The organism is Priestia sp. YIM B13486 (assembly GCF_042787865.1).
Taxonomy (GTDB): domain Bacteria; phylum Bacillota; class Bacilli; order Bacillales; family Bacillaceae_H; genus Priestia; species Priestia megaterium.
In genome coordinates this window covers 284,788-311,009 of record NZ_JBHZOZ010000001.1, presented here as the reverse complement: position 1 = coordinate 311,009, position 26,222 = coordinate 284,788, and the positions used below count along the sequence as shown (strand labels likewise).

Below are 26,222 nucleotides of genomic sequence, written 5' to 3'. Positions count from 1 at the left end.
AAAAAAAGTGGTGTTTGATGTGAAGATAGAACAACTTCTACAGAAACAATTTGGCTATAGCCAATTTCGACTAGGACAAAAAGAGATTATTCAAGATATTTTAACCGGTCATAATGTGTTAGCGGTTCTTCCTACAGGAACAGGAAAATCATTGTGCTATCAGCTCCCAGCTTATTTGTTGAACCGACCGGTGCTGATTGTATCTCCTTTAATTTCACTGATGGAAGATCAAGTTCAACAACTAAAGGCAAGCGGAGAAAAGCGAGTTATTGCCTTAAATAGTTTCCTACAACAAGAAGAAAAACAACGAGCGCTAAAAAATTTAGCTTTTTATCGTTTTATTTATGCATCTCCTGAAATTTTGCAAAATGCTGTTGTAGTAGAAGCATTAAAGCAGGCAAAGGTAGGCCTTTTTGTTGTGGACGAGGCGCATTGTATTTCTCAGTGGGGACATGATTTTCGTTTAGATTATCTACAGCTAGGAGATATATGGAAGGAACTTGGCAGTCCACTATGTCTAGCACTAACGGGAACTGCGACTAGGGAAGTAGTGGAAGATATTAAGCGCTACTTATCGCTTCCTGCTGTCAACGAGCACATCTATTCCATGAATCGAAGTAATATTGCGATGAAAGTTGATTTTGTTGCAAGTATTGAAGAAAAAAAAGAGAAATTACTGATGTACGTTAGTGAACTGCAAGGTCCGGGAATTATCTATTGTTCCAGCCGATCTTGGACAGAAGCGTTAACACAGCTTCTAAAGGAAAATGGGATACAGCGAGTGCAGTATTACCATGGGGGAATGGAACCGAATGAAAGAATGCTTGTTCAACAGCAATTTTTAGAAAATCAGCTTGATATCATTTGCTGCACAAGTGCATTTGGAATGGGGGTTAACAAATCGAATGTTCGCTTTGTTATTCATTTTCATACACCTACGCAGCTAGAAGCATATGTACAGGAAATTGGAAGAAGTGGACGCGATCAGCGAAACAGTATTGCGATCTTGCTTTATGCTGAAGGAGACGATGATTTTGCTCATTCTTTACTTGAAATTGAGCTTCCTTCTTCAGATACTATCTTATACTGCTTGTCGTATTTACGAAACCATGATCAGGCCATTCCTTTAAAACAAGTAGAGTCTCACTTTCTCTATACAGTAGGTGTTCAAGAAACACATTGGCGATTTATTCGTTATTATTTGTACAGAGAAAATGTAGTGAAAAATGAACATGTTGAACCCTGGAAAATTCCTGCATCGCTGCATGAAACGATTGTTGCAGCTGTAAATAAACGTCTTCGAAACAAACATGACAAGTATCGTGCGATGAAGGGGTTTATTAAGACAAAAGAATGCCGTCGTCACGTGCTGCTTGGCTATTTCGATGAAACGGGAAAATCAGAGCTTGAGAATTGTTGCGATTGCTGCGGCTTGGATTTAGAAAACTATAAAAAAACAAATGGTGAGCAGGAGCAATGGACATTTCAAGGCTGGGAATTAGAATTAGCTCGTTTGCTTCGTCAAGGAGAGATATAATGGCAAAATCACAGCAAGAGCTTATTTCATCCATGACAGATGCAGAGCTAGTTAAAAATTTATATGTAACACAGCTGCTCATCTGCTTCATTGCTTTAGGCATCGGTTTTTTTACATTCGATTCGTGGAATTCCTTTTTGCAGTTTTTTCAGCTGGATTGGTCTTCTATTTTATTGTACGGGGGAGGAACAGCTCTCTTGGTAGTAGGAGGAGATATACTTCTAATGAAATGCGTACCTGAGCATTTATACGATGACGGAGGGATCAATGAACGTTTATTTGCTAATCGTTCTGTTCCTCATCTGATCCTTATTTGCCTAATTGTTGCATGTTCAGAAGAAATATTATTTCGAGGGGTTATACAAGTTCAGTTTGGCCTCTTTTGGGCGAGTATTGTATTTGCACTGGTTCACATTCGATATTTAAAAAAGTGGTTTCTTTTTATTTCGGTTGTGTTTTTAAGCTTTTTAATAGGGTTGCTTTTTTGGTGGACTGAAAATTTGTATGTCACGATTTTTACTCATTTTCTCATTGATTTTTTATTGGGCCTGCAGATACGAAAATCAAAAGGGGAATCTGCACAGCCAGAAGAATTAATGCAGTAAAGGTTAAGGAAACAGCCATTATTTTCAATACTACCCACATAATCTTTTATGTTCCCTCATATGTTGTACTAGCATACGAGGGGGGGGGTGGAATAATGGAAAACAAAGTGATAGACTTTGAAAACGATGAAACACTTCAATATATATTAGCTAGCGTTATTAAAAGAAAAGAGACAGTCAATAAGCTGAAAGCTAAAGAGAAAAAATGGAAGCTTTTGTTTTTAGCCAGTGTAACGGCTGTTATTAGCTACTTTTTTTTCATATTTCAAAGCGGTTTTTTTACGACGTTTAGCGAATTTTTTTCATTTTTGTTAGGCAACATGGGACATTTGATGTTTCTATTGCTTACAGTCTCACTTTACTTTTATACTGTACAGCTGCAGAAAAAAAGCGAGAAAGCAGAAAAGACTTTTCAAGATTTGCGCTGTGAGATTATTAAAAGAAGCAAAGAGCTATGGGCGACGCCTGAAACATGGGAGCACCGAAAAGAAACGTTCCGCTGGATGCAGTCAACCTATGGAATTAATTTATATCATGAAAACAAATAGAATCGCATGAAAAAGCCTCTTTTTACATAGAAGTTTAGTGAAGGGGGTTTTTTTGTGAGGGATTGGTTTAACTTGCTGGCTGCGTGGTTATGCAGTTATTATATCAGCAGTTTAACGGCTGTAGGCTCAAAAGCTTCGTTAACCTATTTACTTATTCAAATGATTTTACATCCGTTAGATGTGTTTAGTGTTATAATCTTGTTTTTTACGGCTCTTTTTTGTCTGTCGGCGGCAGTTCGTAAAGTGTTTCTGCAAAGTCGGTTGCTTCTAAAAGGCTATAAGGTAAAATGGCATGAATACCTTGTTTCATGTCTATGTGTGATAGGAATTTTATCGTTAAGTGCAATTGCACTTTATCAAGTAGTAGGTTTGTTAACAATTGCGATAATTTATGCCCTTTCTTCTTTAAAGGAAACACATCGGGTATAAAATGAAAAGAAGGAGAATATATGGTTATTCTTTTAATTGTTTTAGCGTTAGGCATAGGCTTGCTGATTTTTATGTTTTCAGAAGCCCATCGTACATATGTCGAAAAAAGAACGATTCATTTATCAAGATTTCTTGAAAATCAGCAGCCTTTGCGCCTGTTTTTTATATCGGATATACATAAGCGAACAGTTTCGTCGAAGCTGTTGGAAAAAATACCGGGCGAAGTAGATTTTGTGATCATAGGCGGTGATTTACTAGAAGGAGGAGTCCCTTTAGTGCGGGCTCGTCAAAATATTCAACAGCTTAAAACGCTAGGACCCGTCTATTTTGTGTGGGGAAATAATGATTACGAAGTAAGTCAGATGCAATTGAAGCAGATGCTTAAAGATGAAGGAGTTATTGCCCTTAAAAATGAGCATGCCTTTGCGGTTTCTAAATATGGTACTACCTGCCACTTTGCGGGGGTAGATGATTTATCAGAAGGTCAGATGAATCTAAAGCGAGCCGTTTCTTCCATTGAACCTGAACAGCTTACCATTCTTCTAAGCCATAATCCTGATGTTATCTATTATGTAGATGAAGAATCAAAAGTAGATTTAATTTTGAGCGGGCATACACACGGGGGACAGATACGCTTATTTAATTTGGGTATGTATGAATTAGGAGGGCTGAAAGAAAAAAGAAAGATTCCTCTTTTTGTCAGTAACGGATATGGTACAACCTCTTTGCCTCTCCGTTTACAAGCTAGAGCCCAAACGCATTATATTACTTTAAAAAGGAAAGAATAGCCTTGAACAAACTCTTTACATAGCATATACAAATTTTACACACAGGATAACTTATCCTATAATTCAATTAATAGATACAGTTCACGAAGAGTAGTTGGAGGTTACGTATGGCTCACGAAGGGAAGTATAATATTAAAGCCATCTCAAATATGGTCGGAATCCAGCCGGGAACTTTGCGTGCATGGGAACGACGTTATCAAATTTTAAATCCTGTCCGCAACGATTCGGGGCATCGGTTATATACAGAGGAAGATTTGCGGAAATTAAAATGGCTCACGGAAAAAGTGAGCGGAGGTTTTACCATCAGTCAAGCGGTTTCGTTATTAGAAACGGAAAGCAGTACAGTAGGAACGTTTGAAGAAGAAGGAGAAGTAGATTCCCCTCAAAAAATTAGGGATGAGCTGTTAACGATGCTTTTATCTTTTGAAGAAGGAAAAGCACAGGATTTAATTAATCATGCTTTTAGCCTGTATTCGGTAGAAAAAGTGGTTATTGATATTTTGGGTTCTCTACTCGTGACGGTTGGAGATATGTGGGAAAAAGGGCAAATTACAAGTGCTCATGAGCATTATACGACTCAAGTATTAAAAACGCGTATCAGCATGATTTTTTATTCGCTGCCTTCAAATGGCTTATTGCCTAAAGCGATTGCTGTATGCGGACCTAATGAGACACATGAAGTGGGACTCCTAGTCTTTACGCTATTTTTACGCCGTAAAGGGTTTGAGGTTATTTATTTAGGAAGCAGCATTGAAGATAAAGATGTCGAGTTAATTGTTAAAGAAGTAGACCCAACGTTTTTATTTATGTCATGCACAATGATGGAAAATGCCGAGAAAACACTAAACTTGACGAACCAAATGATAAAGAAATTCCCGCATCTCAAAGTAGGGTTAGGCGGTTATGTGTTTGATGGTTTAGATAGCAAAAGAAAAGGCGAGGCCCAGCCGTTTATTTTAGGAAATACAAAAGAAGAGTGGAACAGCTGGCTAACAAAAAAATTAGCAGAAATTGATTGAGAATAGCTTGTCTTTCCTATCATAAACCTGTAAACTCGTAAGTAAACATCACGAACCGTTTTCCAAAAAATACATATACTGCATTATCGAACCATGTGGTTATGAGTGCAAGCGGGGAGGGACGCTAATGAGGCTTGAACGATTAAACTATAATAAGCTAAAAGTTTTTTTGACCTACGATGATTTACAAGAAAGAGGGTTAACAAAAGAAGATCTATGGACAGATACATTCAAAGTAAAACAGCTTTTTCGTGAGATGATAGAGCAAGCTTCTCAAGAACTGAACTTTGAACCTACAAATTCTCTTTCGGTAGAAGTTTTTTCACTTCAAGCACAGGGAATGGTTGTATTTGTGACGAAGCAGTATGAAGAAGAAACCAGCTACGGTGAGTTCGATGAAGACGAGTTCGAGGACTTCATTGAAATGCAGGTCATGCTAGATGAAAGCGAAGACATGTTTTTTGAGTTTGATTCATTTGAAGATGTCATTCAGCTGACCAAGCGCATGTCAAACTTTTACGATACGGATAGCGTGCTCTATTCATTTGAAAAACGTTTTTACGTGCTGTTGGATTATCACATGCTGTCACCGGCTGAAGTTGGGAATATGATTGCGGTTTTGGCGGAGTATGGAAATCCCTCTACAATTACAAAGCACCGCGTAAATGAATATGGAAAAATGTTAGTAGAAAAGAGAGCTTTGGAGTATATTAATTCTGTCTTTTCTTAATTGTTTAATTGAAATAATTACACCCGTGAAGGATAAAGCACTTTTATTAAAATAAGAGTGGCTGCACTTTCAGCTTGTACAAAGTTGTTGAAAGTGCTCTTTATCACCGGGTGTTTTTTATTTTTTTTAGACGATTAAAGCATACTAGAAAAGAGGCAGACTTAAAACATTGTAGCATACCTTGTAAAGTTATTGGAAGCGTTTTCTTAGAAGAACACAAAAAATACTAAAAGTTCGATATTTTCCTTTGCAATGTAAAACTAAGGGTGTATACTATGTCATGAAAGAAGCACCATTCAATTAAAAACGAATAATTTTCGATACATTTTAGGAGGTTTACAGATGGTAGCCGACAAGATGCAAGACAGTAAAAATAGTCAAGAAGAGAAGCATGATGTTTTAAAATCTACACAAACAGTGATACATAAAGCGTTAGAAAAACTAGGCTATCCTGATGAAGTGTATGAACTATTAAAAGAGCCATTACGAATGATGACAGTAAAAATTCCTGTTCGTATGGATGACGGATCAGTTAAGATTTTTACAGGTCACCGAGCGCAGCATAACGATGCAGTTGGTCCTACGAAAGGCGGAATTCGTTTTCACCCAAACGTAACTGAAAAAGAAGTAAAAGCTCTATCTATATGGATGAGTTTAAAATGTGGAATCGTTGACCTTCCTTACGGTGGAGGAAAAGGTGGAATTGTTTGTGATCCTCGAAATATGTCTTTTGGAGAATTAGAGCGTTTAAGCCGCGGATATGTTCGTGCGATTAGCCAAATTGTTGGACCAACAAAGGATATTCCAGCGCCGGATGTGTTTACAAATTCACAAATTATGGCTTGGATGATGGATGAATACAGCCGGATTGATGAATTTAACTCACCGGGCTTTATTACTGGAAAGCCCCTTGTCTTAGGTGGTTCGCACGGCCGTGAAACAGCGACTGCAAAAGGAGTAACTATTTGTATTCGTGAAGCAGCGAAAAAACGAGGCATTGAATTACAAGGTGCACGGGTAGTAGTACAAGGGTTTGGAAATGCAGGGAGCTTTTTAGCTAAGTTCATGCACGACGCTGGCGCTAAAATTGTAGGGATATCCGATGCGTACGGAGCGCTGCATGACCCTAACGGTTTAGACATTGATTATTTATTAGATCGACGCGATAGCTTTGGTACAGTAACAAAATTATTCAATAATACAATCAGCAACAAAGAGCTGCTTGAACTTGACTGTGACATCCTAGTTCCAGCTGCGATTGAAAATCAAATTACAGAAGAAAACGCCCATAACATTCAAGCGAGTATTGTAGTAGAAGCAGCAAATGGACCAACAACTCTTGAAGCAACGCGCATTTTGTCAGAGAGAGGAATTTTATTAGTTCCAGACGTTTTGGCAAGTGCCGGCGGTGTAACAGTCTCTTATTTTGAATGGGTGCAAAATAACCAAGGTTATTATTGGACGGAAGAAGAAGTAGAAGAAAAGCTTGAAAAAGTAATGGTTAAATCATTTAATAACATCTACGAAACCTCTACAACTCGAAAAGTCGACATGCGTCTAGCTGCTTATATGATAGGCGTAAGAAAAATGGCAGAAGGCTCTCGTTTCAGAGGCTGGATTTAAAAACAGAACAGCAGAACAATTGCGTAAATAGAAAAAATCTCCTATCATTAATGAGGAGATTTTTTTGTTTTACACTGCGTTAAAATAAAAAAAAGGTGCGTTTACAACTGAAGGAGTGACAGGCATGAAGAAAGAAAAAGTAATTATTGTTGGCGGAGGACCATGCGGCCTTTCAGCAGCTATCGAGCTTCAACATACAGGTATTGATGCCCTTGTAATTGAAAAAGGGAACATTGTGAATGCCATTTATAACTATCCGACCCACCAAACGTTTTTTAGTTCGAGTGAAAAACTAGAAATTGGGGATGTCCCTTTTATTACCGAAAATCGTAAGCCTGTGCGCAACCAAGCTCTTGCTTACTACCGAGAAGTGGTGAAGCGCAGGCAAGTTCGAATTCAGCCGTTTGAACGTGTCTTGCAAGTAGACAAACAAGCGGAAAACCAATTTATTGTCACAACATCTAAAGAGACATATGAAGCGGAGAATGTCATTATAGCTACAGGCTATTACGATCATCCTAATTATATGAATGTGCCTGGTGAAGATTTATCAAAGGTATTTCATTATTTTAAAGAAGCGCATCCGTACTTTGATAAAGATGTAGTCGTTATAGGCGGAAAAAATTCTAGCGTCGATGCAGCTCTGGAATTGGTGAAGTGTGATGCAAGGGTGACGGTTATTTATCGTGGCTCAGATTACTCACCTAGCGTAAAACCTTGGATATTGCCTGAATTTGAGGCTCTGGTTCGAAATGGGACAATTAGGATGCATTTTAATGCTCATGTAACAAAGATAACGGATGAAACGGTAACATATGAACAGGAAGGGAAAGAATCTACGATTAGTAACGATTTCGTTTTTGCGATGACTGGGTATCACCCTGATCATTCGTTCTTAACAAAAATGGGTGTGGAATTAGATGATGAAACAGGCCGCCCTTCTTTTAACGAAGAGACCATGGAAACAAACGTAGAAGGAATTTATATCGCTGGTGTGATTGCTGCAGGAAACAATGCTAATGAGATTTTTATCGAAAATGGACGTTTTCATGGAAAATCAATTGCTTCTCATATTATCAATAAAAACAACGCATAGGCTTCTATGCGTTGTTTTACTAATGATTAAATAGCTGCTGCAGTTCATCATGATTCGTTGTTACTTGGAGAGCAACTAACAGTTTAATGCGTGCTTTAGGACCATTTAAGCCATTTGAAAAAATAACGCCCATCTCTTTCAACTGCTTGCCGCCGCCTTCATATCCATATACATCTTGAGCAATTCCATTAAAACAGCGGGAAACGAGCACGATGGGTATCTTTCGCTCTAAAAGCAATTGAATGCCTGGAATTGTGAGAGGAGGTAGATTTCCTTGGCCGAGGGCTTCAATTACAAGTCCATCAACATTCATTGAAGCCACTGCTTGAAATAAATGGTCGTCCATTCCTGCATAAGCTTTTAATAAAGTGATTTGTTTATCTATCTGATTGACAGGATAAAATTCGTGTTCTGTAGGCATGTGGTGAAAAGATACGCCGCGTTTTGTGATTAATCCTATTGGCCCGTACTGAGGGCTTTGAAATGTCGCCACGTTGCTTGTGTGGGTCTTGGTCACATTTTCAGCGGTATGAATTTCATCGTTCATCACAACTAAGACACCTTTTCCTTTTGCACCGTCACTAATAGCCACCCGAACCGCAGATATAAAATTATAAGGACCGTCTGAACCAATTTCATTGCTTGATCTCATGGCTCCAGTTAAGACAATTGGAATATCTGTATGCACTGTTAAATCTAAAAAATAAGCGGTTTCTTCCAGCGTGTCCGTACCGTGGGTTAGCACGACTGCATCAATTTTGCCTTCATTAATTTTATCGCGTATTTTTTTTGAAAGTATAAGCATTTCTTTAGGAGTAATGTGAGGAGAAGGCAGATGAAATGCTTCTTCTACGATTACATTGGCCATACCTGAAACAGATGATGTTGAGCGGTGAAGCGGATTTTGAATATCTGGTGTTACTGATCCAGTTGCCATGTCTTCTTTCATAGAGATTGTGCCGCCGGTGTGAAGAATATAAACAGTTTTCATAAAGAGCTCCTTTCAATTTTTCATATAAGTATGATACATTTTTTGGTATACTTGTTTAAGGTCTTTGTTAGGCTTTGTAAATCGACAGCAAGTTATGTGAGCATTTACATATAAAGATAAGGACATTATAGACGGAGATTTTCATCCTAAAGATAACATGTTACTATTAAAAAAAATAGAGGAGATGAGGCGCTATTTATGTTGGCGATTGTATCTGCAGGCATTGCGCCAGGATTGGCATTGTTAAGTTTTTTTTATTTGAAAGATGAATATGAAACTGAGCCTATTTCAATGGTATTAAAAACATTTATTTTTGGAGCAATGCTTGTTTTGCCAATTATGTTTATTCAATATGTATTTGGTGAAGAACACGTTTTTCAATCACCTTTTCTTCAAGCATTTTTTACGACAAGCTTTTTAGAAGAATTTTTCAAATGGTTCATTTTATATTTCACGATTTATCAGCATGTGGAATTTGATGAGCATTATGATGGAATTGTTTACGGGGCAGCTGTTTCATTAGGTTTTGCTACCGTTGAAAATATTTTATATTTATTTGCAAATGGTTTAGAATCAGCGCTAGGAAGAGCCTTTTTACCCGTATCTAGTCATGCTTTATTCGGCGTCATTATGGGGTATTATTTAGGGAAAGCAAAGTTTTCTGAAGGAAAGGAAAAAACGAAGTGGACGCTGTACTCCGTATTTGCGCCGCTCATTTTACATGGAACATATGATTATATTTTAAAAACAATGGATCATTGGGTATTTATTATTATTCCATTTATGATTTATTTATGGTGGCTGGCGTTAAGAAAAGTAAAAAAGGCCAAACAGCCATCGATTGTCTAGGCTCAGCTTGTAAATCTTTTTTTGAGAGATTTACGAGCTGAGTTTTTTTCATTTCGGTAAATTTTGCGCATCTTGTATAAAAAAACAACCTTTACAAAAAATACTCCTATCATCTTATCAGTTACATACGATGTAGGAGGTTTTGTCATGTTATCATTTCGATGTTTTAAAAAGTATGCATGTCTCATATGCATATGTTCATTTATTGCAGCATCCGTTGTGAGTCCAAAGGCCGCTCACGCGTTTTCAAATCAAGTCATTCAACACGGAGCAGTTGGAGATGACGTTATTGAGCTGCAGTCGAGACTTCAGTATTTAGGTTATTATAATGGGAAAATTGACGGTGTATTTGGATGGAGCACATACTGGGCGCTGCGCAATTTTCAATATGAATTTGGCATTAAAAAGATTGACGGTTTAGCAGGCTGGCAAACAAAGATTAAATTAGCCAACGCAACAAAATATCACGAAAACTATGTGAAAAATCAAATTAGAAAAGGGAATAAGTTTACGCACTATGGCGGTCAGCCTCTTGATCAACAGTCTAAAGGAAGCGGTAGCAGTGGGAAAAGCAGGGGGAACAATGGTCAGCAAAAAGCACAAAGCGGATCTTCTCAAGCAAAAAAACCTGCCAGTCAGCCGCAGCGTAATACGTCTAAAGGAAATTCTGAACAACAGAAAGAAAAAGCACAAAAGCCAACAGCGGTGAATGTACCAAGCGGTTTTTCACAAAATGATATTCAGCTCATGGCAAATGCCGTGCATGGTGAAGCACGGGGTGAACCATATAATGGCCAAGTAGCCGTAGCGGCCGTTATTTTGAACCGAGTTAACAGTCCGTCATTTCCAAATACAGTCGCTGGAGTTATTTTTGAACCGCGTGCATTTACTGCCGTAGCAGATGGGCAAATTTGGCTTGAACCCAATCCAACATCTAAAAAAGCGGTTATGGATGCGATTAACGGATGGGATCCTACTGGGAATGCTATTTATTACTTTAATCCGGATACAGCAACAAGCGCATGGATTTGGTCACGTCCTCAAATTAAGCAAATCGGGAAACACATTTTCTGTCGATAAAGAGAGGTGAAGGAAACATGATTCGAACAATTTTAATTGTATTATTAGCTATTGGTGTTGTAGGTGTAGGGTATTGGGGGTATAGCGAACATCAAGAAAAAGATGCTGTGCTGCTTCAAGCGGAGAATACGTATCAACGAGCATTTCATGATTTGTCATATCAGCTAGATTTATTAAATGATAAAATTGGTGGCACGCTCGCCATGAGTTCGAGAGATCAGCTTTCGCCCGCGCTTGCAGAAGTATGGCGTTTAACTTCTGAAGCTCATAACAATGTAGGACAGCTGCCTTTATCGCTTTTACCGTTCAATAAAACAGAAGAGTTTCTTTCAGATGTTGGTGACTTTACGTATAAAGTGGCGGTAAGGGATTTAAGCAAATCCCCCCTAACAGATAAAGAGTATAAAACGTTAAATTCGCTTTATGATCAGTCAGGCGAAATTCAAAATGAAATGCGCCAAGTACAGCATCTAGTCATTGATAATAACTTGCGCTGGATGGATGTTGAGCTAGCCTTAGCCACAAAAGAAAAGCAAGGGGACAATACGATTATTGACGGATTAAAAACCGTTGAAAAAAGTATGGATTCTTTTGCCGAAACAGATTTAGGCGTTATGAATGCAACGAATGAGCAGGAAAAAAACGCTTTTCATCAATTAAAAGGTAGAGAAGTTAGTGAAGATGTGGCAAAACAAGTGGCGCGTTCGTTTTTGAATTTAAAAGGAAATGAACAAATTCATATTGTAAAGAGCGGAAAAGATGCCGATTATGAGGTGTACAGCTTAACCATTACAGATCCAAAGACTAAACAAGAGACGTATATGGATATTACACAAAAAGGTGGATATCCGCTTTGGGTGCTCGAAGATCGAGATATTAAAAAACAAAATATTAGTTTAAACGATGCTATGAACAAAGCGACTAAGTTTTTAAAAGATCATCGTTTTGAAAGCCTAGTGATGGCTGAAAGCGCTCAATATGATAATATGGGAGTCTTTACATTCGTAGAGCAAACGGAAAGTGGAGTTCGGATTTATCCGGATTCAGTTAAAATGAAAATGTCTTTAGAAGATGGATCTGTGATTGGTTTCTCAGCTAAAGACTTCTTATTAAAACATCGTACAAGAGATATTCCAAAACCTAAAATTTCGAAAGAACAGGCAAAAACCAAGCTGAACTCGAATGTAAAAGTGATGGAAGAACGCTTGGCAATTATTACGAATGATTTAAACGAAGAAGTGCTATGCTATGAGTTTTTAGGGACAATAAAAAATGATACGTATCGTATTTTCATCAATGCCGATACGGGTTTTGAAGAAAAAGTCGAAAAACTACAAAACTCAGAACCTTTATATAATGAAGTGTAAAGTTGATAAAAACCAGTGTCTATAGACACTGGTTTTTGTGTTTTGTAATATTTTATTGAGTCTAAATAACTAATTTATATTTACAAAATAAACATATTTGACTATGTTTAAATAAAGGGAAAAAGTGTATATAGTGGAACTGAAGGAGAGAGAAGATGATAAAAGCGGGAATGAGGTTGACGTTAGAGAGCGGGCACAGAGAGTCTACATTACAACAAACATATCGGTGTAAAGTAGTTGAGTTTACGGAAGACGTGATTTATATTAGCTATCCGCTAAATGAAGAAACGCAGCGAAGTGCTTTTTTACTAAAAGGTACAAAATTGCTTGCTGCGTTTATTGGATATGATCAAAATGTATATACCTTTCCAACTGAAGTAACAGGGCGTGAAATAAAAGGCATGCCTGTTGTGAAGCTCTTTTACCCGGGCGATAAAAAGTTAAAATCCAGCCAAAGAAGAAATTTTTTCCGTGTGCCGCTTACAGTGAAGGCGGTGATAGAAAGTGAACAAGAACAGCAGGATGTAATGGAAATCATGACTAAAAACATCAGTGCAGGTGGAATAGCCGGCTCCTTCCATCACTCGCTGCTTTTTAATGAGAAAGATTCGGTTGTTGTACGATTAAGTCTTCCTAATCGTGAGGGAGCTTTGCAGCATCTTGAATTAAAAGGGGAAGTTGTACGAATTACCGCCCCGACTCCTTGTAAAGTAGGTCAGCTATCTATTAAATTTATGAATATGGAAAAACAAACGAAAGAAATGATGATTCGTTATACCTTAAAGCGTCAGCTCGACCTAAGAAGAAAAGGTCTTCTTTAGCGTATAAAAAAAACTTCTCTTTCCTAAACTGTAAGCAAAGGTATTACTTCTTACAAAAGGAGAAAAAAGGTGAATCGAATAGAACGAATTTTAATTAAATTAGTGGTTATTCAATTTGTGTTTTTAATAATTGCCCAATGTATTTTACTATCTAGCAGTCACAGTACATATTTCTCAAAGGTTATTCAGTATGAGGGAGTTAGCAAAAATAATTTTAATAAAATTATTGAAACATTCGACCAGTAGTCGGACGTATGGTAGAATAACTAGGAAAGAAACATGCAGTGAACACCAGGCAGGAGAAGACCCCCTGCTCTTTTTTTCGTTTATAAACGCTTCATATAAAATGGCTCATTGTATAAAAGATGAAAGTGGTTTGTTCCTGTTTTGAAATTAAGGGAGGCACTTATGGAAAAACAAATTTCAATCGCGATTGACGGTCCTGCAGCTGCTGGGAAAAGTACAGTGGCAAAGATTATAGCAGAAACCTTATCATATATTTATGTTGATACAGGAGCGATGTACCGTGCTCTAACGTATCAAGCGCAGAAAAACCAGGTAGATTTGCAAAATGAAGAAGAGCTATTGCATTTGCTTAACGAAACAGTAATCGATTTAAAGCCGTCTGAATCTGGACAGGTAGTCATCTTGAATGGACAGAATGTTACAGGTGAAATTCGTTCGGCAGAAGTAACTAACTCTGTATCCATCGTAGCGAAACATCGTGCAGTTCGTGAAGAGATGGTAGCGAGACAGCAGGGCCTTGCTAAAGATGGAGGCGTTGTAATGGATGGACGTGATATCGGTACACACGTGCTTCCTCACGCAGAAGTTAAAATCTTTTTATTAGCGTCTGTGGATGAAAGAGCACAGCGACGCCACGACGAAAACATAAAAAAAGGTTTTGAATCAAATTTAGAGCGTTTAAAAGAAGAAATTGCCCGCAGAGACAAGCTGGATTCTGAGCGCGAAGTAGCACCTCTTAAAAAAGCTGAAGATGCAATTGAAATCGATACAACTTCTTTATCGATTGAAGGAGTTGTAGAAAAAATACTTTCTATTACAAAAGAAAGGATTGGATGATTTTGAGCTTTTATATGTTTGCACGTGCCATTGTAAAAGGCATTTTAACACCAGTTTATCGTTATGAAGTAATCGGTGCAGAAAATATCCCTTCAGAAGGCGGAGTGTTGCTTTGTTCAAATCATATTGACAACTTAGATCCGCCTACTGTAGGTGTGACATGTCCAAGGCCCATTTCGTTTATGGCAAAAGCAGAGCTGTTTAAAGCACCTTTTCTGAAGACGGTTCTGCCAAAGTTAGAAACATTCCCTGTAAAGCGCGGGATGGCAGATCGTGAAGCTTTGCGCCAGGGGTTAAAGATTTTAAAAGAAGGAAAAGTGCTTGGATTATTTCCCGAAGGAACAAGAAGTAAAGATGGGAAATTAGGAAAAGGGATGGCTGGAGTAGGCTTTTTTGCTTTGCGTTCAAAAGCAGCTGTTGTGCCTTGTGCTGTTATTGGTCCATATAAGCGTTTTGCAAGGTTAAAAGTAGTGTACGGACCGCCAATTCAGATGGATGAGCTTCGCGAACGAAAAGCACCAGCCGACGAAGTGACCGAAGTTATTATGAAAAGCATTGGTGAATTAATTGAAAAATATCAATAGTTTGTAACCTTATGACTTGACAAAAGATTCTATTTATTAGAAGTTAGTAACAAAGAGAGTTTTTTCTATACAGAGCTATATACAATAATGATGAGCTAAAAGAGTGAAGAACTCTTACAAGGGAATACATATTGTAGATGGATATTGGAGGAGGAAAAGACGATGACAGAAGATATGAATCAAGTAGAGGTAACGTCATTAGAAGTAGGAGAAACAGTAAAAGGTACTATTACAAAAGTAGAAGAAAAGCAAGTGTATGTAGATGTACCTAACAGCAAACTAGACGGTATTATTCCAATTAGTGAATTAGCGAGCTTACATATTGAAAAAGCAGGCGATGTAATCCAAGAAGGTGCCGAAGTCGAAGCGAAAGTAATTAAAGTGGAAGACGATTTGCTTGTGCTATCTAAACGGGCTGTAGATGCTGAAAAAGCATGGGATGGTTTAGAAGCAAAACTTTCTTCAGGTGAAGTGTTTGAAGCGGTAGTCAAAGAAATTGTCAAAGGCGGATTAGTAGTAGATATTGGTGTGAGAGGGTTCATTCCAGCTTCTCTTGTTGAAACTCATTTCGTTGATGATTTTGCAGAGTATCAAGATCAAACTCTTACGGTCAAAGTAGTGGAATTAGATAAAGAAAAAAATCGCGTGATCCTTTCGCATCGTGCAGTTGTAGAAGAAGAGCTTGTACAACAAAAAGAAAATGTTCTTGAGTCATTAAAAGAAGGTCAGGTTTTAGAAGGAACCGTTCAGCGCTTAACAGACTTTGGAGCGTTTGTAGATGTAGGCGGAGTAGATGGGTTAGTGCACATTTCTCAGCTTTCACATACGCGTGTAGAAAAACCTTCAGACGTAGTAGCTGAGGGAGATGCTGTGAAAGTCAAAGTATTGTCTGTTGACAAATCAACGGGGCGTGTTTCATTATCTATTAAAGATACGTTAGAAGGTCCATGGTCCAACATTTCTACGAAGCTTCGCCAAGGTGATGTAGTAGATGGAACCGTTAAAAGACTTGTATCTTTTGGAGCTTTTGTGGAAGTTCTACCTGGAGTAGAAGGACTTGTACACATTTCTCAAATTTCCCATAAGCATATCGGGACACCGCATGAAGTGCTTTCTGAAGGCGAAAAAGTGACGGTGAAAGTACTTGATGTGAATGAACAAGAACGACGCGTTTCGTTAAGCATTCGTGATCTTGAGGAAGAAGAACAAGAAGATTACGGTGACTATGAATTACAAGAAGAGTCAAAAGGTTTCCAATTAGGTGATATGATTGGGGATCAATTAAAAAAATTAAGATAAGTAATGGTGATGATTTGTGAGCAGAGCAAAACGTAAAATTGATCACATTCATCATGCGATTCAAACGGGACAGCATCGGCTGCACGGGCTAGATGATATTCGCTTCGTTCATAATAGCTTGCCAAATACTGGCGTGCACGATGTTCATATTGATACAAAAATTGGCGAACTTTTGTTAAGTTCGCCAATTTTTATAAATGCTATGACGGGCGGTGGCGGACAAGAAACGGAACGGATTAACCGTTCGTTTGCTCAAATTGCTCATCATGGTCAATTAGCAATGGCCGTTGGATCGCAGATGGCTGCGATTAAAGATGAAAAGGAAGAACAATCATACAGAGTAGTGCGTCAAGAAAACCCTAACGGAATTATTTTTGCCAACCTAGGCAGTGAAGCTACAGTTGAACAAGCTAAAAAAGCAGTTGATATGCTTGAAGCAAATGGACTTCAAATTCATTTAAATGTTATACAAGAACTGGTCATGCCGGAGGGAGATCGTGATTTCACCGATGCATTACGTCGTATTGAACGCATTGTCCGAGAAGTAACCGTTCCTGTAATTGTCAAAGAAGTAGGTTTTGGGATGAGCGCTCAAGCAGTGCAAAAACTTAAAGATGTTGGTGTTGAAATCGTTGATATTGGTGGGTACGGTGGTACCAATTTTTCGAAAATCGAAAATGAAAGACGAGCAAAACATTTTCACTTCTTTAATGATTGGGGAATTTCTACGGCAGCTTCTTTAGCAGAAGTATCTCAGCACGTAGAAGGTATATCCATTATTGGTTCGGGAGGTATTCAAACCTCTATGGATATTGCTAAGTCTATTGCGTTAGGAGCTTCTGCAACGGGAATGGCAGGATATTTTTTATCCATTTTAATGAAGTCTGGTTTAGAAGCAGTTGTAGAAGAGATAGCCGAGATGCATGAGGAGTTAACGTTCATCATGGCTGCGCTAGGAGCAACTTCTATTGCTAAGCTTCAGCAAATGCCTCTAGTTATTACAGGGGATACCCATAGCTGGCTGACTCAGCGAAATGTATCTATAGAAACATTTAATAACAGATCATAAAAAAGCATGCAGTTGACTGCGTGCTTTTTTATTTCTTTAAAAGATGAATGATCGCGTTTTTATTTTAAAAAACAAAAAATGTTGGCAGAAGAAGTGACAAAAAGCATGAAATCCCAAACGTTAGCCCCTTATAATAAGTAAAATAGACAGAAAAATCAGAAAAAAAGAGGTGGCGTAATGAAAAAGGGACATCCTGTATTTACAATTTTTCTTTTCTTTTTAGGCTGGGTTTTCATGTATGCAGATCGTAATATTTTATCTCCGGTTATGGGAGATATCGGTGCGCAGTGGGATCTTAATAAAGCTGAACTTGGGCTAATGTCTACCGTATTTTTTGCAGCGTATGCAGCTATGCAAATTCCAACGGGTTTTTTGGCAGATCGATTTGGTCGAGTTAAGATCTTAGTAGCTGGATACATCTTGTTTGGAGTTGCCACATTTTTTACAGGACTTACAACTACTTTCGGTATGTTCTTACTTATGCGGGCGCTGACAGGACTTGGAGAAGGAACGTATTATGGTTCACAATACGGAATTTCTTCAAGCATCACATCTGAACGATACCGAGGTTTAGTGTCGGCGCTCATTAATAGTGGAATGGCTTTTGGTATATCACTTGGTTTTATCGGTTCTACATACATTACATATATGTTAGAAAAAGACTGGCAGTTTACTTTTTACTTATTTGCTATTCCAACTATAGTAATAGCTATTTTAATAGCTTTCTTTGTAAAAGATAAGCAAAGGGATCAAGAAAAAAATTCGCTAAATAAAGAAACAAAGCAGTCGCTAAAAGTATTATTTACAAAAAAACATATTTTCGTATACATTTTAATCTTCTGCTCTCTTTACGGATTTTTTGGGATGCTGACTTGGCTTCCTTATTATTTGCAGCACTCGCGAGGCTTAGAAGGGGCTCAAACAGGCATCGTAGCATCTTTAGTACCTTGGGCGTCTATTCCAGGAGCAATCTTCTTTGGGTATATATCTGATCGAATTGCAAATAAAAAAGCATTAATTGTGAGTTTGTCAGTAGCGGGCGCTTTGTGTCAATTTTTTATTCCCTATACAGAGGGTTATTCTTGGCTATTAATCGGCTTAATTGTGTACGGTTTGATAGGTAAATTAGCATTAGATCCGATTTTGATTTCGTATATGGCGGATATTACTCCATCGTCCATGTACTCTAAAGTGTACGGTTTTTTCAACTTCAGCGGCATGCTGTCATCGATCTTTGCACCTTACATTACCGGATATTTTGCAGATAAACTTGGAAGTATGGAATTCGGATTTTATTTGTCAGGAGCACTATTGTTAGTGGGAGGAGTTCTCTTTTTGTTTACAGGAAAGAAAGAACGTTCCTATCCTGTTTCACATCCAGTTTTAAAATAAAAAAATGCGCTGACTTAGTCAGCGCATTTTTTTATTTATGCTCATTTAACTCGCGTGCTTCTTCAGGACTTTGCAAGCTAGTTGCTCCCGGATAGTGAAGTCCTTGATCACGGTCAGATTCAACTCGTTTTGATTCTTTTAATTTTTTCTCTTGACGATCTTTTCCCATTTTAGATTCCCTCCTTTTTTCTGATAGGTTGTCCAAAATAAGGGGTTCTATTCTAAAACCCCGATTAAGTTTTACCAAATTGATACATACTGATGACAGGTAGAGGAGGTGCCATATTCAGTGGACGGAATTTTCTTTTATTGGCTTTCGTGGATGGGATGGATTGTTGCGACTTTTCTTATGCCCAAAACACCTAGACGTTGGAAGGTAGCAGCCGTTATATTAATCAGTATACTCCTAAGCGGAATGAACATGCATATGGCTCAGTTTTCATTTAGCTACACCGCTTTGTTTTTAGTGGGAGTAGCGTGTGTTTATGCTTCAGGCTACAGCAGGTTTCAGCAGTTATATTATGTTATTGTATGCGGCATTATAATAATTGCCTATGCTGGTTTTTGTTTACTTGAGCTCTATGATCCTGTATGGATTTTTATTGATCGTAAGTGGATTTTGACTGGACTTATCTTATATATTTGCTTTATGGTGATTAAAGATGCTGAAAAAAGATTCGCAGCGATCATTTTAGGTGTAGTTGGAGGAGATTTTTTATACGCAGTTGTCATTCGAGATATTGCATCTTATGAAGTAGGGTCTCTTCGGACACTCGACGTTTTAGCAACAGCAGTAGGAGCTATGTTTATTTGGGAGATGCTGGTTTATTTCTCTGCTTATTTAGATTTGTACGTGCTGAAGTCTCACAGGCAAAAGCAAAGTACTTACAAATAGAAGAAGAGATTTCGTAAAATTATATTGTTGTTACCGGTGATTTTTGATAAAATTGTTTGATTGAAAGAGTAATGCTTATTCAGCGGATAGGCAGTTAATCAGCCTGGTGTAAAATAGAGCTGATAAAAAGCCTGCTTTATCGCTTATGATCGATTAGTAGAGGTCATGCCACGCTGCATGGCCTCAATTTTTGAAAAAAGAATGATCTTATTTATTTGTACATGTAGATAAATACCTTTAGTCGATTAAAGACTGGTTGCCGATACATAAAAAAGATCAAGGAAAGGGAAGAATCGTATGCCAAAACCAATTATTGCGATTGTTGGTCGTCCCAACGTAGGAAAATCAACAATTTTCAACCGAATTGTAGGAGAGCGAGTATCTATTGTAGAAGATATTCCGGGTGTAACTCGTGATCGTATCTATAGTTCAGGTGAGTGGCTGAATGTGGACTTTAACATTATTGATACCGGCGGTATTGATATTGGAGATGAGCCATTTTTAGAACAGATCAAACAGCAGGCAGAAATTGCAATTGATGAAGCGGACGTAATCATTTTTCTAGTGAATGGACGCGATGGAATTACTGCAGCTGATGAAGAAGTGGCGAAAATTTTATACAAATCCAAAAAGCCCGTTGTCCTAGCTGTTAATAAAGTAGATAATCCTGAAATGAGAGAATTAATCTATGATTTCTACGCACTAGGATATGGAGAACCGTTCCCAATCTCAGGAACGCATGGTTTAGGTTTAGGTGACCTGCTAGACGAGGCAGCTAAGCACTTTCCAAAAGAAAAAGACGAAGATTACGGAGAAGACGTCATTAAATTTTCATTGATTGGTCGTCCTAACGTAGGGAAATCTTCATTAGTTAATGCTCTTCTAGGTGAAGACCGTGTTATTGTCAGTGATCTTGCCGGCACGACACGCGATGCCATTGATACAAAGTTTACAAAAGAAGATCAAGAATATGTTGTTATTGATACAGCTGGAATGAGAAAGCGTGGAAAAGTGTACGAGAGTACTGAAAAATACAGCGTACTGCGCGCATTAAAGGCAATTGAACGCTCAGATGTTGTCTTAGTTGTATTAAATGCTGAAGAGGGTATTATTGAACAAGATAAGAAAATTGCTGGCTATGCACAAGAAGCTGGAAAAGCTGTTGTCATCGTTGTGAACAAATGGGATACAGTAGAAAAAGATGAAAAAACAATGAAAAAATTTGAAGAGAATATACGTGAGCATTTTCAGTTCTTAACATATGCTCCAATTGTATTCCTTTCAGCTAAAACGAAAAAACGTACGCATACGCTATTGCCGATGATTGATCTTGCAAGCGAAAGCCATGCGGTACGTGTAGAAACAAGCATCTTAAATGATGTGATTATGGATGCAGTAGCAATGAACCCTACGCCTACTCACAACGGCAACCGCTTGAAAATCTATTACACAACTCAAGTAGCAATCAAGCCGCCAACTTTTGTTGTGTTTGTAAATGATCCTGAGCTAATGCATTTTTCATATAAACGTTTCTTAGAAAATAAGCTTCGTGAAGCTTTTGGATTTGAAGGAACTCCAATTAAAATTATTGCAAGACCAAGAAAATAACAGAGGATGTGATCGGCGTGGAAAGAATAGCTGTACTAGGAGCAGGAAGCTGGGGAACTGCATTAGCTTTCGTATTGGCGGAAAATGGACACGATGTTCGCATTTGGGGACATAGACAACAAGTCATTGATCAAATCAACGAGACGCATAAGAATGAAAAATATTTGCCTGGTGTAGAGCTTCCTCATCAGATTAAAGGTTTTACGTCATTAGAAAAGGCAATAGAAGGTGTTGAAACCCTTATTTTAGCTGTTCCAACGAAGGCCATTCGTGAAGTGTTGCAGCAGCTAAAATCCCTTACCGATGAACTATTTACAATTGTTCACGTAAGTAAAGGGATTGAACCGGATTCTCTTTTACGTATATCTCAAATGATTCAACAAGAAATTGATACAAAAGACATCGTTGTCTTATCAGGTCCGAGTCATGCTGAAGAAGTAAGTAGAAGGCAGCCCACAACTGTGACGTCAGCTTCAACAAATATACAAGCAGCAGAAAAAGTGCAGGATTTATTTAATAATCAGCAGTACTTCCGTGTTTATACAAATCCTGATGTGATTGGTGTGGAAATTGGGGGAGCGTTAAAAAATATTATTGCTCTTGCTGCTGGTATTACGGATGGACTTGGATATGGTGACAATGCGAAGGCCGCTCTTATGACTCGTGGCTTGGCTGAAATCGCTCGTTTAGGTACTGTGCTTGGTGCCAATCCTTTGACGTTCTCAGGTTTAACCGGGATTGGAGACTTGATTGTAACGTGTACAAGCGTTCATTCTCGAAATTGGCGCGCTGGTAATCTTCTTGGAAAAGGCAAAAATTTAGACGAAGTATTAGAAAATATGGGAATGGTTGTAGAAGGTGTACGCACGACGAAAGCAGCTTACCAGCTATCTCAAAAATATGACGTAAAAATGCCGATTGCTGATGCTTTATATAATGTACTGTTTAATGATGTGAAGGCAAAGGATGCAGTAGACGCGCTTATGTCTCGTACTAAAACACATGAAATGGAAGATTTAGCGAATGTTTTAGGAGAAAAATTAAATTAAGTGCAAAGAAATATGAAAAAATAGGCAATTAGTGATACCCAAAATCATTTACTTGCATAAAATAACGTGTAAATAAAGATGAGTAGAACTGTTAGTATGGGAATATTTAGTTATGATCGAAGCGAAGAGCCCCCTTCGCTTCGATTTTTTTATGTGAATAAGCAGGAATTTGTCAATTTAATAGGAAAGTAATTACTATAGAGCATGAATCACTGGAAGGTAAATAAATAGTTAATTTAGAAAGTTCTATCAATATCCATCTTAACTATAAGTCCTTATGTTATAATAACGGTGAAAAAAGGAGTGGATGCAGTTTGTCGCCAGGTTTGTTAAAGATGTGGATTTCATTGGGCTCCATTGTATTTATGTTTATTTCGGTATTTTCTATTTACTTTAGTCGTTATAAAATTACGAACCGCATTGGTAAAATTGTACTCGCTTTCATTGCCTATTCGCTTATGATTGTAGCAGGTCTTATTATGGTAATTGTTGTATTCAGCGGGCCGACAGATGCTTAATGTACATATGGTAGGGTGAGGAAAATGAAAAAATTCATGCTAACGTCTATTGTTGGGGTAACCATTTTTGTATTATCCGGTTGTTTGTACCCGGCAGAAAGAATGTCTCAAAATCAAGTTCCTTATAAAGATCAAGTTGCTTTCGTGCAAACGGCGGTTGATCAATTTAAACAAGAAAGCGGAGGCTTATTGCCAATAAAAACGAAAGATATGGACACGCCGATTTATCAAAAATATCCGATTGACTTTACGAAAATTGTTCCTAGATACATGCAAGACGCACCTGGTAATTCGTATGAAAGCGGAGGGATATTTGCGTACGTACTTGTGGATGCAGAAACAAAGCCCAAGGTTAAATTATTAGACTTACGAATGGCGGATACGATTCAAGATGTTAACGTACATTTGAATATATACCGTCAAAATCATAAAGGGTACGTACCGTTTAAAGAGGTCATCGCTCCCGGCGTATTCTCTATTAATTATAAAAAATTGAATATGAAAGAGCCTCCTGTCGTTACTAGCCCATATACAGGGAATAGTCTTTCTTTAATTGTTAATGGACAGGGAGATGTATTTGTAGATTATCGTCCTGATTTGTATGATGCCATTCAAAAGCATAAAAGCTCCTACAAACCTGGTGAAGATATACGAAAGCTCCTTGTGGAAAACAGTGATTTTGTACCTGCTTACTCTCTTCCTTATACAGTCAACGATAAGAATGAACCAATATTTTTAAAAAAATAAGTCATGAACCCCTTCTCCTTGAATAATATTCAGAGAGAAGGGGTTTTCTCTTTCTTGTACACCAATAATGATAATCAGAATGACTAAGTCAGCATGTGCATGAAAAAAATCATAAATTTTTCTATCAAAAGTCATATTTTAATAGGACAACGTCATAACTATATAGTGTCCTAATTTACTCTCGCAATGGATGTCATATTCCATGAACTCATAGATCGGAGGGGATCTTTTGGAAAAGGTGGATGTATTTAAAGATATCGCTGAACGTACAGGAGGCGATATATATTTAGGTGTGGTGGGAGCAGTTCGAACAGGAAAATCTACATTTATTAAAAAATTTATGGAGCTGGTGGTCCTGCCTCACATCGAGAACGAGGCAGAAAGAGCTCGCACACAAGATGAACTACCACAAAGTGCAGCTGGAAAAACGATTATGACAACTGAGCCGAAATTCGTACCGAATCAAGCAGTTAATGTTTTGGTAGATGACGGGCTAGAAGTTAACATACGGTTAGTAGATTGTGTAGGATATACGGTGCCAGGCGCTAAAGGGTACGAAGATGAAAACGGACCTCGAATGATCAATACACCTTGGTATGAAGAACCAATTCCATTTCACGAAGCGGCTGAAATTGGAACGAGAAAGGTAATTCAAGAACACTCAACGATTGGTGTCGTCATTACAACAGATGGCTCAATTGGAGATATACCTCGTCAAGATTACGTGGAAGCAGAAGAGCGCGTCATTAATGAACTAAAAGAAGTAGGGAAACCATTTATCATGGTTATTAATACCGTACAGCCATATCATCCTGATACAGAAAAGCTTCGTGCAAAGCTTAATGAAAAATATGATATTCCAGTATTAGCGATGAGTGTGGAAAGCATGCGCGATACTGATGTGATGAACGTATTAAGAGAAGCACTCTACGAGTTCCCTGTATTAGAAGTCAACGTTAATCTACCAAGCTGGGTAATGGTTTTAAAAGATAAACATTGGCTGCGTGAAAGCTATCAAGAAGCCGTTAAAGAAACGGTAAAAGATATTAAGAGGCTGAGAGACGTTGAACGGGTAGTAGAGCAATTTAGCCAGTTTGAGTTTATCGATCAGGCTCGATTAGCCGGAATTGAGATGGGGCAGGGAATTGCTGAAATTGACTTATATGCTCCAGATGACTTATACGACCAGATCTTGAAAGAAATCGTGGGAGTAGAAATTCGCGGAAGAGATCATTTGCTGCAGTTAATGCAAGATTTTGTGCATGCAAAAACCGAGTATGATCAAGTCTCTGATGCCCTTCGTATGGTTAAACAAACGGGTTATGGTGTAGCTGCACCTTCGCTTTCGGATATGAGCCTTGATGAGCCTGAAATTATTCGCCAAGGATCGCGTTTTGGAGTTCGTTTAAAAGCAGTGGCACCTTCAATACACATGATTAAAGTGGATGTAGAATCAGAATTTGCGCCGATTATCGGAACGGAGAAGCAAAGCGAAGAATTAGTTCGTTATTTGATGCAAGACTTTGAAGATGATCCGCTTTCAATTTGGAATTCAGATATATTTGGCCGCTCTCTAAGTTCAATCGTAAGAGAAGGGATTCAAGGAAAGCTGTCGCTGATGCCTGAAAATGCACGATACAAGTTAAAAGAAACGCTAGAACGGATTATTAACGAAGGATCCGGAGGTTTAATCGCGATTATTCTATAAGCATGTAACGTTAGGCTCCTCATAAAGGAGCCTCTTCTTTTTGGATAGATCATACAAAACTTTACATATATTGTGATAGATCGCGTGGTTATCCTATTCCTGCGTTATTTTCTGCTTGCTATGCCTTGTTCAATATGTTAATCTTTTAACAGAAATCGATCGATCATACTGTTTTCACTACATACATATGGCAGATGAATGAAAAACATTGAATTATTTAGTTCAATCGTTTATGATTAGGCTTGTCGATACATAGGTTATGTATAATATCCATTTGTTTTGTTAAAGAATGAGATATAACGAATTACTAGATTCCTTTTCTAACAAGGTTTTTAGTTATTATATGATCCGATTTTGGGAGGAGGTGAATGGCATGAACAAGACAGAATTAATTAATGCTGTTGCAGAAGCAAGTGAGCTTTCAAAAAAGGATGCTACAAAAGCAGTTGATGCTGTTTTCGATACAATTTTAGAAGCTTTAAAAGCTGAGGACAAAGTTCAACTTATCGGTTTTGGTAACTTCGAAGTACGTGAACGTGCTGCTCGTAAAGGACGCAATCCACAAACTGGCGAAGAAATCGAAATTCCTGCTAGCAAAGTTCCTGCATTCAAACCAGGTAAAGCTCTTAAAGATGCTGTAAAATAATATCTACATAAAATGGCTTTATTCATAGCCGTTGATGAAGAGCTTTGAAAGGTCGCACATTTGCGACCTTTCTTTTTTGCCTTTGGTATATACATATGCTAGAATTTTTTTCATAAAGTCGTAATGCAACGAATTGGAGGG

28 protein-coding genes are annotated in these 26,222 nt (G+C 38.0%); 26 read left to right on the top strand and 2 right to left on the bottom strand.

Going from position 1 to position 26,222, the window contains the following annotated elements:
* Positions 1-19 precede the first annotated feature (19 nt).
* From ACFX4G_RS01520 to ACFX4G_RS01480, 9 genes are all read left to right on the top strand, one after another.
* The gene (locus tag ACFX4G_RS01520) at positions 20-1,537 is read left to right on the top strand and encodes a RecQ family ATP-dependent DNA helicase (RefSeq protein WP_097824552.1); all 1,518 of its coding nucleotides are present in this window, start codon (positions 20-22) and stop codon (positions 1,535-1,537) included.
* Complete coding sequence (locus ACFX4G_RS01515) at positions 1,537-2,142, top strand: CPBP family intramembrane glutamic endopeptidase (protein WP_280158610.1); 606 nt, start codon at positions 1,537-1,539, stop codon at positions 2,140-2,142. The genes ACFX4G_RS01520 and ACFX4G_RS01515 overlap by 1 nt, the downstream gene beginning before the upstream one ends.
* A 95-nt stretch (positions 2,143-2,237) precedes the next feature.
* Complete coding sequence (locus ACFX4G_RS01510) at positions 2,238-2,690, top strand: DUF2663 family protein (RefSeq protein ID WP_097824550.1); 453 nt, start codon at positions 2,238-2,240, stop codon at positions 2,688-2,690.
* A 54-nt stretch (positions 2,691-2,744) separates the two neighbouring features.
* Positions 2,745-3,119 carry a hypothetical protein gene (locus ACFX4G_RS01505; RefSeq protein WP_013084909.1) on the top strand — a complete coding sequence of 125 codons (375 nt, stop codon included), beginning with the start codon at positions 2,745-2,747 and terminating at the stop codon, positions 3,117-3,119.
* A 20-nt stretch (positions 3,120-3,139) separates the two neighbouring features.
* Positions 3,140-3,907: a metallophosphoesterase gene (locus ACFX4G_RS01500; protein ID WP_377572679.1), complete on the top strand. Its 768-nt coding sequence runs from the start codon at positions 3,140-3,142 to the stop codon at positions 3,905-3,907.
* Between the two features lie 107 nt (positions 3,908-4,014).
* On the top strand, positions 4,015-4,926 hold the full coding sequence (locus ACFX4G_RS01495; RefSeq protein WP_025750422.1) for a MerR family transcriptional regulator: 912 nt from the start codon (positions 4,015-4,017) through the stop codon (positions 4,924-4,926).
* Between the two features lie 127 nt (positions 4,927-5,053).
* Positions 5,054-5,656 carry a genetic competence negative regulator gene (locus ACFX4G_RS01490; RefSeq protein WP_043976361.1) on the top strand — a complete coding sequence of 201 codons (603 nt, stop codon included), beginning with the start codon at positions 5,054-5,056 and terminating at the stop codon, positions 5,654-5,656.
* A 357-nt stretch (positions 5,657-6,013) separates the two neighbouring features.
* Positions 6,014-7,279 carry a Glu/Leu/Phe/Val family dehydrogenase gene (locus ACFX4G_RS01485; RefSeq protein WP_370506064.1) on the top strand — a complete coding sequence of 422 codons (1,266 nt, stop codon included), beginning with the start codon at positions 6,014-6,016 and terminating at the stop codon, positions 7,277-7,279.
* A gap of 124 nt (positions 7,280-7,403) precedes the next feature.
* Positions 7,404-8,375 carry a YpdA family putative bacillithiol disulfide reductase gene (locus tag ACFX4G_RS01480; RefSeq protein WP_318330943.1) on the top strand — a complete coding sequence of 324 codons (972 nt, stop codon included), beginning with the start codon at positions 7,404-7,406 and terminating at the stop codon, positions 8,373-8,375.
* A gap of 19 nt (positions 8,376-8,394) precedes the next feature.
* Here the strand turns inward: ACFX4G_RS01480 and ACFX4G_RS01475 are convergent, their stop codons facing one another.
* The gene (locus ACFX4G_RS01475) at positions 8,395-9,366 is read right to left on the bottom strand and encodes an asparaginase (protein ID WP_013084903.1); all 972 of its coding nucleotides are present in this window, start codon (positions 9,364-9,366) and stop codon (positions 8,395-8,397) included.
* Between the two features lie 198 nt (positions 9,367-9,564).
* Between ACFX4G_RS01475 and prsW the strand changes: the two genes are divergently transcribed.
* The 10 genes from prsW to ACFX4G_RS01425 all read left to right on the top strand — a co-directional run bounded on the left by prsW (position 9,565) and on the right by ACFX4G_RS01425 (position 18,910).
* The gene (gene prsW / locus ACFX4G_RS01470) at positions 9,565-10,215 is read left to right on the top strand and encodes a glutamic-type intramembrane protease PrsW (protein ID WP_013059034.1); all 651 of its coding nucleotides are present in this window, start codon (positions 9,565-9,567) and stop codon (positions 10,213-10,215) included.
* Positions 10,216-10,362: 147 nt separating this feature from the next.
* Complete coding sequence (sleB, locus tag ACFX4G_RS01465) at positions 10,363-11,295, top strand: spore cortex-lytic enzyme (RefSeq protein ID WP_043976367.1); 933 nt, start codon at positions 10,363-10,365, stop codon at positions 11,293-11,295.
* Positions 11,296-11,312: 17 nt separating this feature from the next.
* The gene (gene ypeB / locus ACFX4G_RS01460; protein ID WP_029320395.1) at positions 11,313-12,662 is read left to right on the top strand and encodes a germination protein YpeB; all 1,350 of its coding nucleotides are present in this window, start codon (positions 11,313-11,315) and stop codon (positions 12,660-12,662) included.
* Positions 12,663-12,817: 155 nt separating this feature from the next.
* Positions 12,818-13,483, top strand: a complete 666-nt coding sequence (locus tag ACFX4G_RS01455) for a flagellar brake protein (RefSeq protein WP_377572677.1) — start codon at positions 12,818-12,820, stop codon at positions 13,481-13,483.
* A 69-nt stretch (positions 13,484-13,552) separates the two neighbouring features.
* Entirely contained in the window at positions 13,553-13,729 is a 177-nt protein-coding gene (locus tag ACFX4G_RS01450) for a YpfB family protein (protein WP_013059030.1), read from the top strand.
* Positions 13,730-13,891: 162 nt separating this feature from the next.
* Positions 13,892-14,566: a (d)CMP kinase gene (cmk, locus tag ACFX4G_RS01445; protein WP_043976370.1), complete on the top strand. Its 675-nt coding sequence runs from the start codon at positions 13,892-13,894 to the stop codon at positions 14,564-14,566.
* Positions 14,563-15,150 carry a lysophospholipid acyltransferase family protein gene (locus ACFX4G_RS01440; RefSeq protein WP_043976371.1) on the top strand — a complete coding sequence of 196 codons (588 nt, stop codon included), beginning with the start codon at positions 14,563-14,565 and terminating at the stop codon, positions 15,148-15,150. Before cmk ends, ACFX4G_RS01440 begins: the two co-directional genes overlap by 4 nt.
* A 162-nt stretch (positions 15,151-15,312) precedes the next feature.
* Positions 15,313-16,449, top strand: a complete 1,137-nt coding sequence (gene rpsA, locus ACFX4G_RS01435; protein ID WP_013059027.1) for a 30S ribosomal protein S1 — start codon at positions 15,313-15,315, stop codon at positions 16,447-16,449.
* Between the two features lie 16 nt (positions 16,450-16,465).
* Positions 16,466-17,518 (top strand): type 2 isopentenyl-diphosphate Delta-isomerase, encoded by a 1,053-nt coding sequence (gene fni / locus ACFX4G_RS01430; protein WP_377572675.1) that lies wholly within the window; start codon positions 16,466-16,468, stop codon positions 17,516-17,518.
* 177 nt (positions 17,519-17,695) lie between these two features.
* Positions 17,696-18,910 (top strand): MFS transporter, encoded by a 1,215-nt coding sequence (locus ACFX4G_RS01425; RefSeq protein WP_377572673.1) that lies wholly within the window; start codon positions 17,696-17,698, stop codon positions 18,908-18,910.
* A 31-nt stretch (positions 18,911-18,941) separates the two neighbouring features.
* Here ACFX4G_RS01425 and ACFX4G_RS01420 read toward each other — a convergent pair whose 3' ends face one another.
* Positions 18,942-19,079, bottom strand: coding sequence for a YpzI family protein (locus tag ACFX4G_RS01420; RefSeq protein ID WP_013059024.1), 138 nt, complete (start codon positions 19,077-19,079; stop codon positions 18,942-18,944).
* Positions 19,080-19,199: 120 nt separating this feature from the next.
* Here ACFX4G_RS01420 and ACFX4G_RS01415 point away from each other — a divergent pair, with 120 nt between their 5' ends.
* The 7 genes from ACFX4G_RS01415 (at position 19,200) to ACFX4G_RS01385 (ending at position 26,081) form a co-directional block, all read left to right on the top strand.
* Positions 19,200-19,805: a YphA family membrane protein gene (locus ACFX4G_RS01415; RefSeq protein WP_377572671.1), complete on the top strand. Its 606-nt coding sequence runs from the start codon at positions 19,200-19,202 to the stop codon at positions 19,803-19,805.
* A gap of 297 nt (positions 19,806-20,102) precedes the next feature.
* The gene (gene der / locus ACFX4G_RS01410) at positions 20,103-21,413 is read left to right on the top strand and encodes a ribosome biogenesis GTPase Der (RefSeq protein WP_013059022.1); all 1,311 of its coding nucleotides are present in this window, start codon (positions 20,103-20,105) and stop codon (positions 21,411-21,413) included.
* A gap of 17 nt (positions 21,414-21,430) precedes the next feature.
* The gene (locus tag ACFX4G_RS01405; protein WP_013084894.1) at positions 21,431-22,462 is read left to right on the top strand and encodes an NAD(P)H-dependent glycerol-3-phosphate dehydrogenase; all 1,032 of its coding nucleotides are present in this window, start codon (positions 21,431-21,433) and stop codon (positions 22,460-22,462) included.
* A gap of 314 nt (positions 22,463-22,776) precedes the next feature.
* Positions 22,777-22,980, top strand: a complete 204-nt coding sequence (locus ACFX4G_RS01400) for a DUF2768 domain-containing protein (RefSeq protein ID WP_013059020.1) — start codon at positions 22,777-22,779, stop codon at positions 22,978-22,980.
* A 24-nt stretch (positions 22,981-23,004) separates the two neighbouring features.
* On the top strand, positions 23,005-23,727 hold the full coding sequence (locus ACFX4G_RS01395) for a hypothetical protein (protein WP_377572669.1): 723 nt from the start codon (positions 23,005-23,007) through the stop codon (positions 23,725-23,727).
* A 229-nt stretch (positions 23,728-23,956) separates the two neighbouring features.
* Complete coding sequence (gene spoIVA / locus ACFX4G_RS01390; protein WP_013059017.1) at positions 23,957-25,435, top strand: stage IV sporulation protein A; 1,479 nt, start codon at positions 23,957-23,959, stop codon at positions 25,433-25,435.
* Positions 25,436-25,808: 373 nt separating this feature from the next.
* Positions 25,809-26,081 carry an HU family DNA-binding protein gene (locus ACFX4G_RS01385; protein ID WP_013059016.1) on the top strand — a complete coding sequence of 91 codons (273 nt, stop codon included), beginning with the start codon at positions 25,809-25,811 and terminating at the stop codon, positions 26,079-26,081.
* The last annotated feature ends 141 nt before the right edge of the window (positions 26,082-26,222 follow it).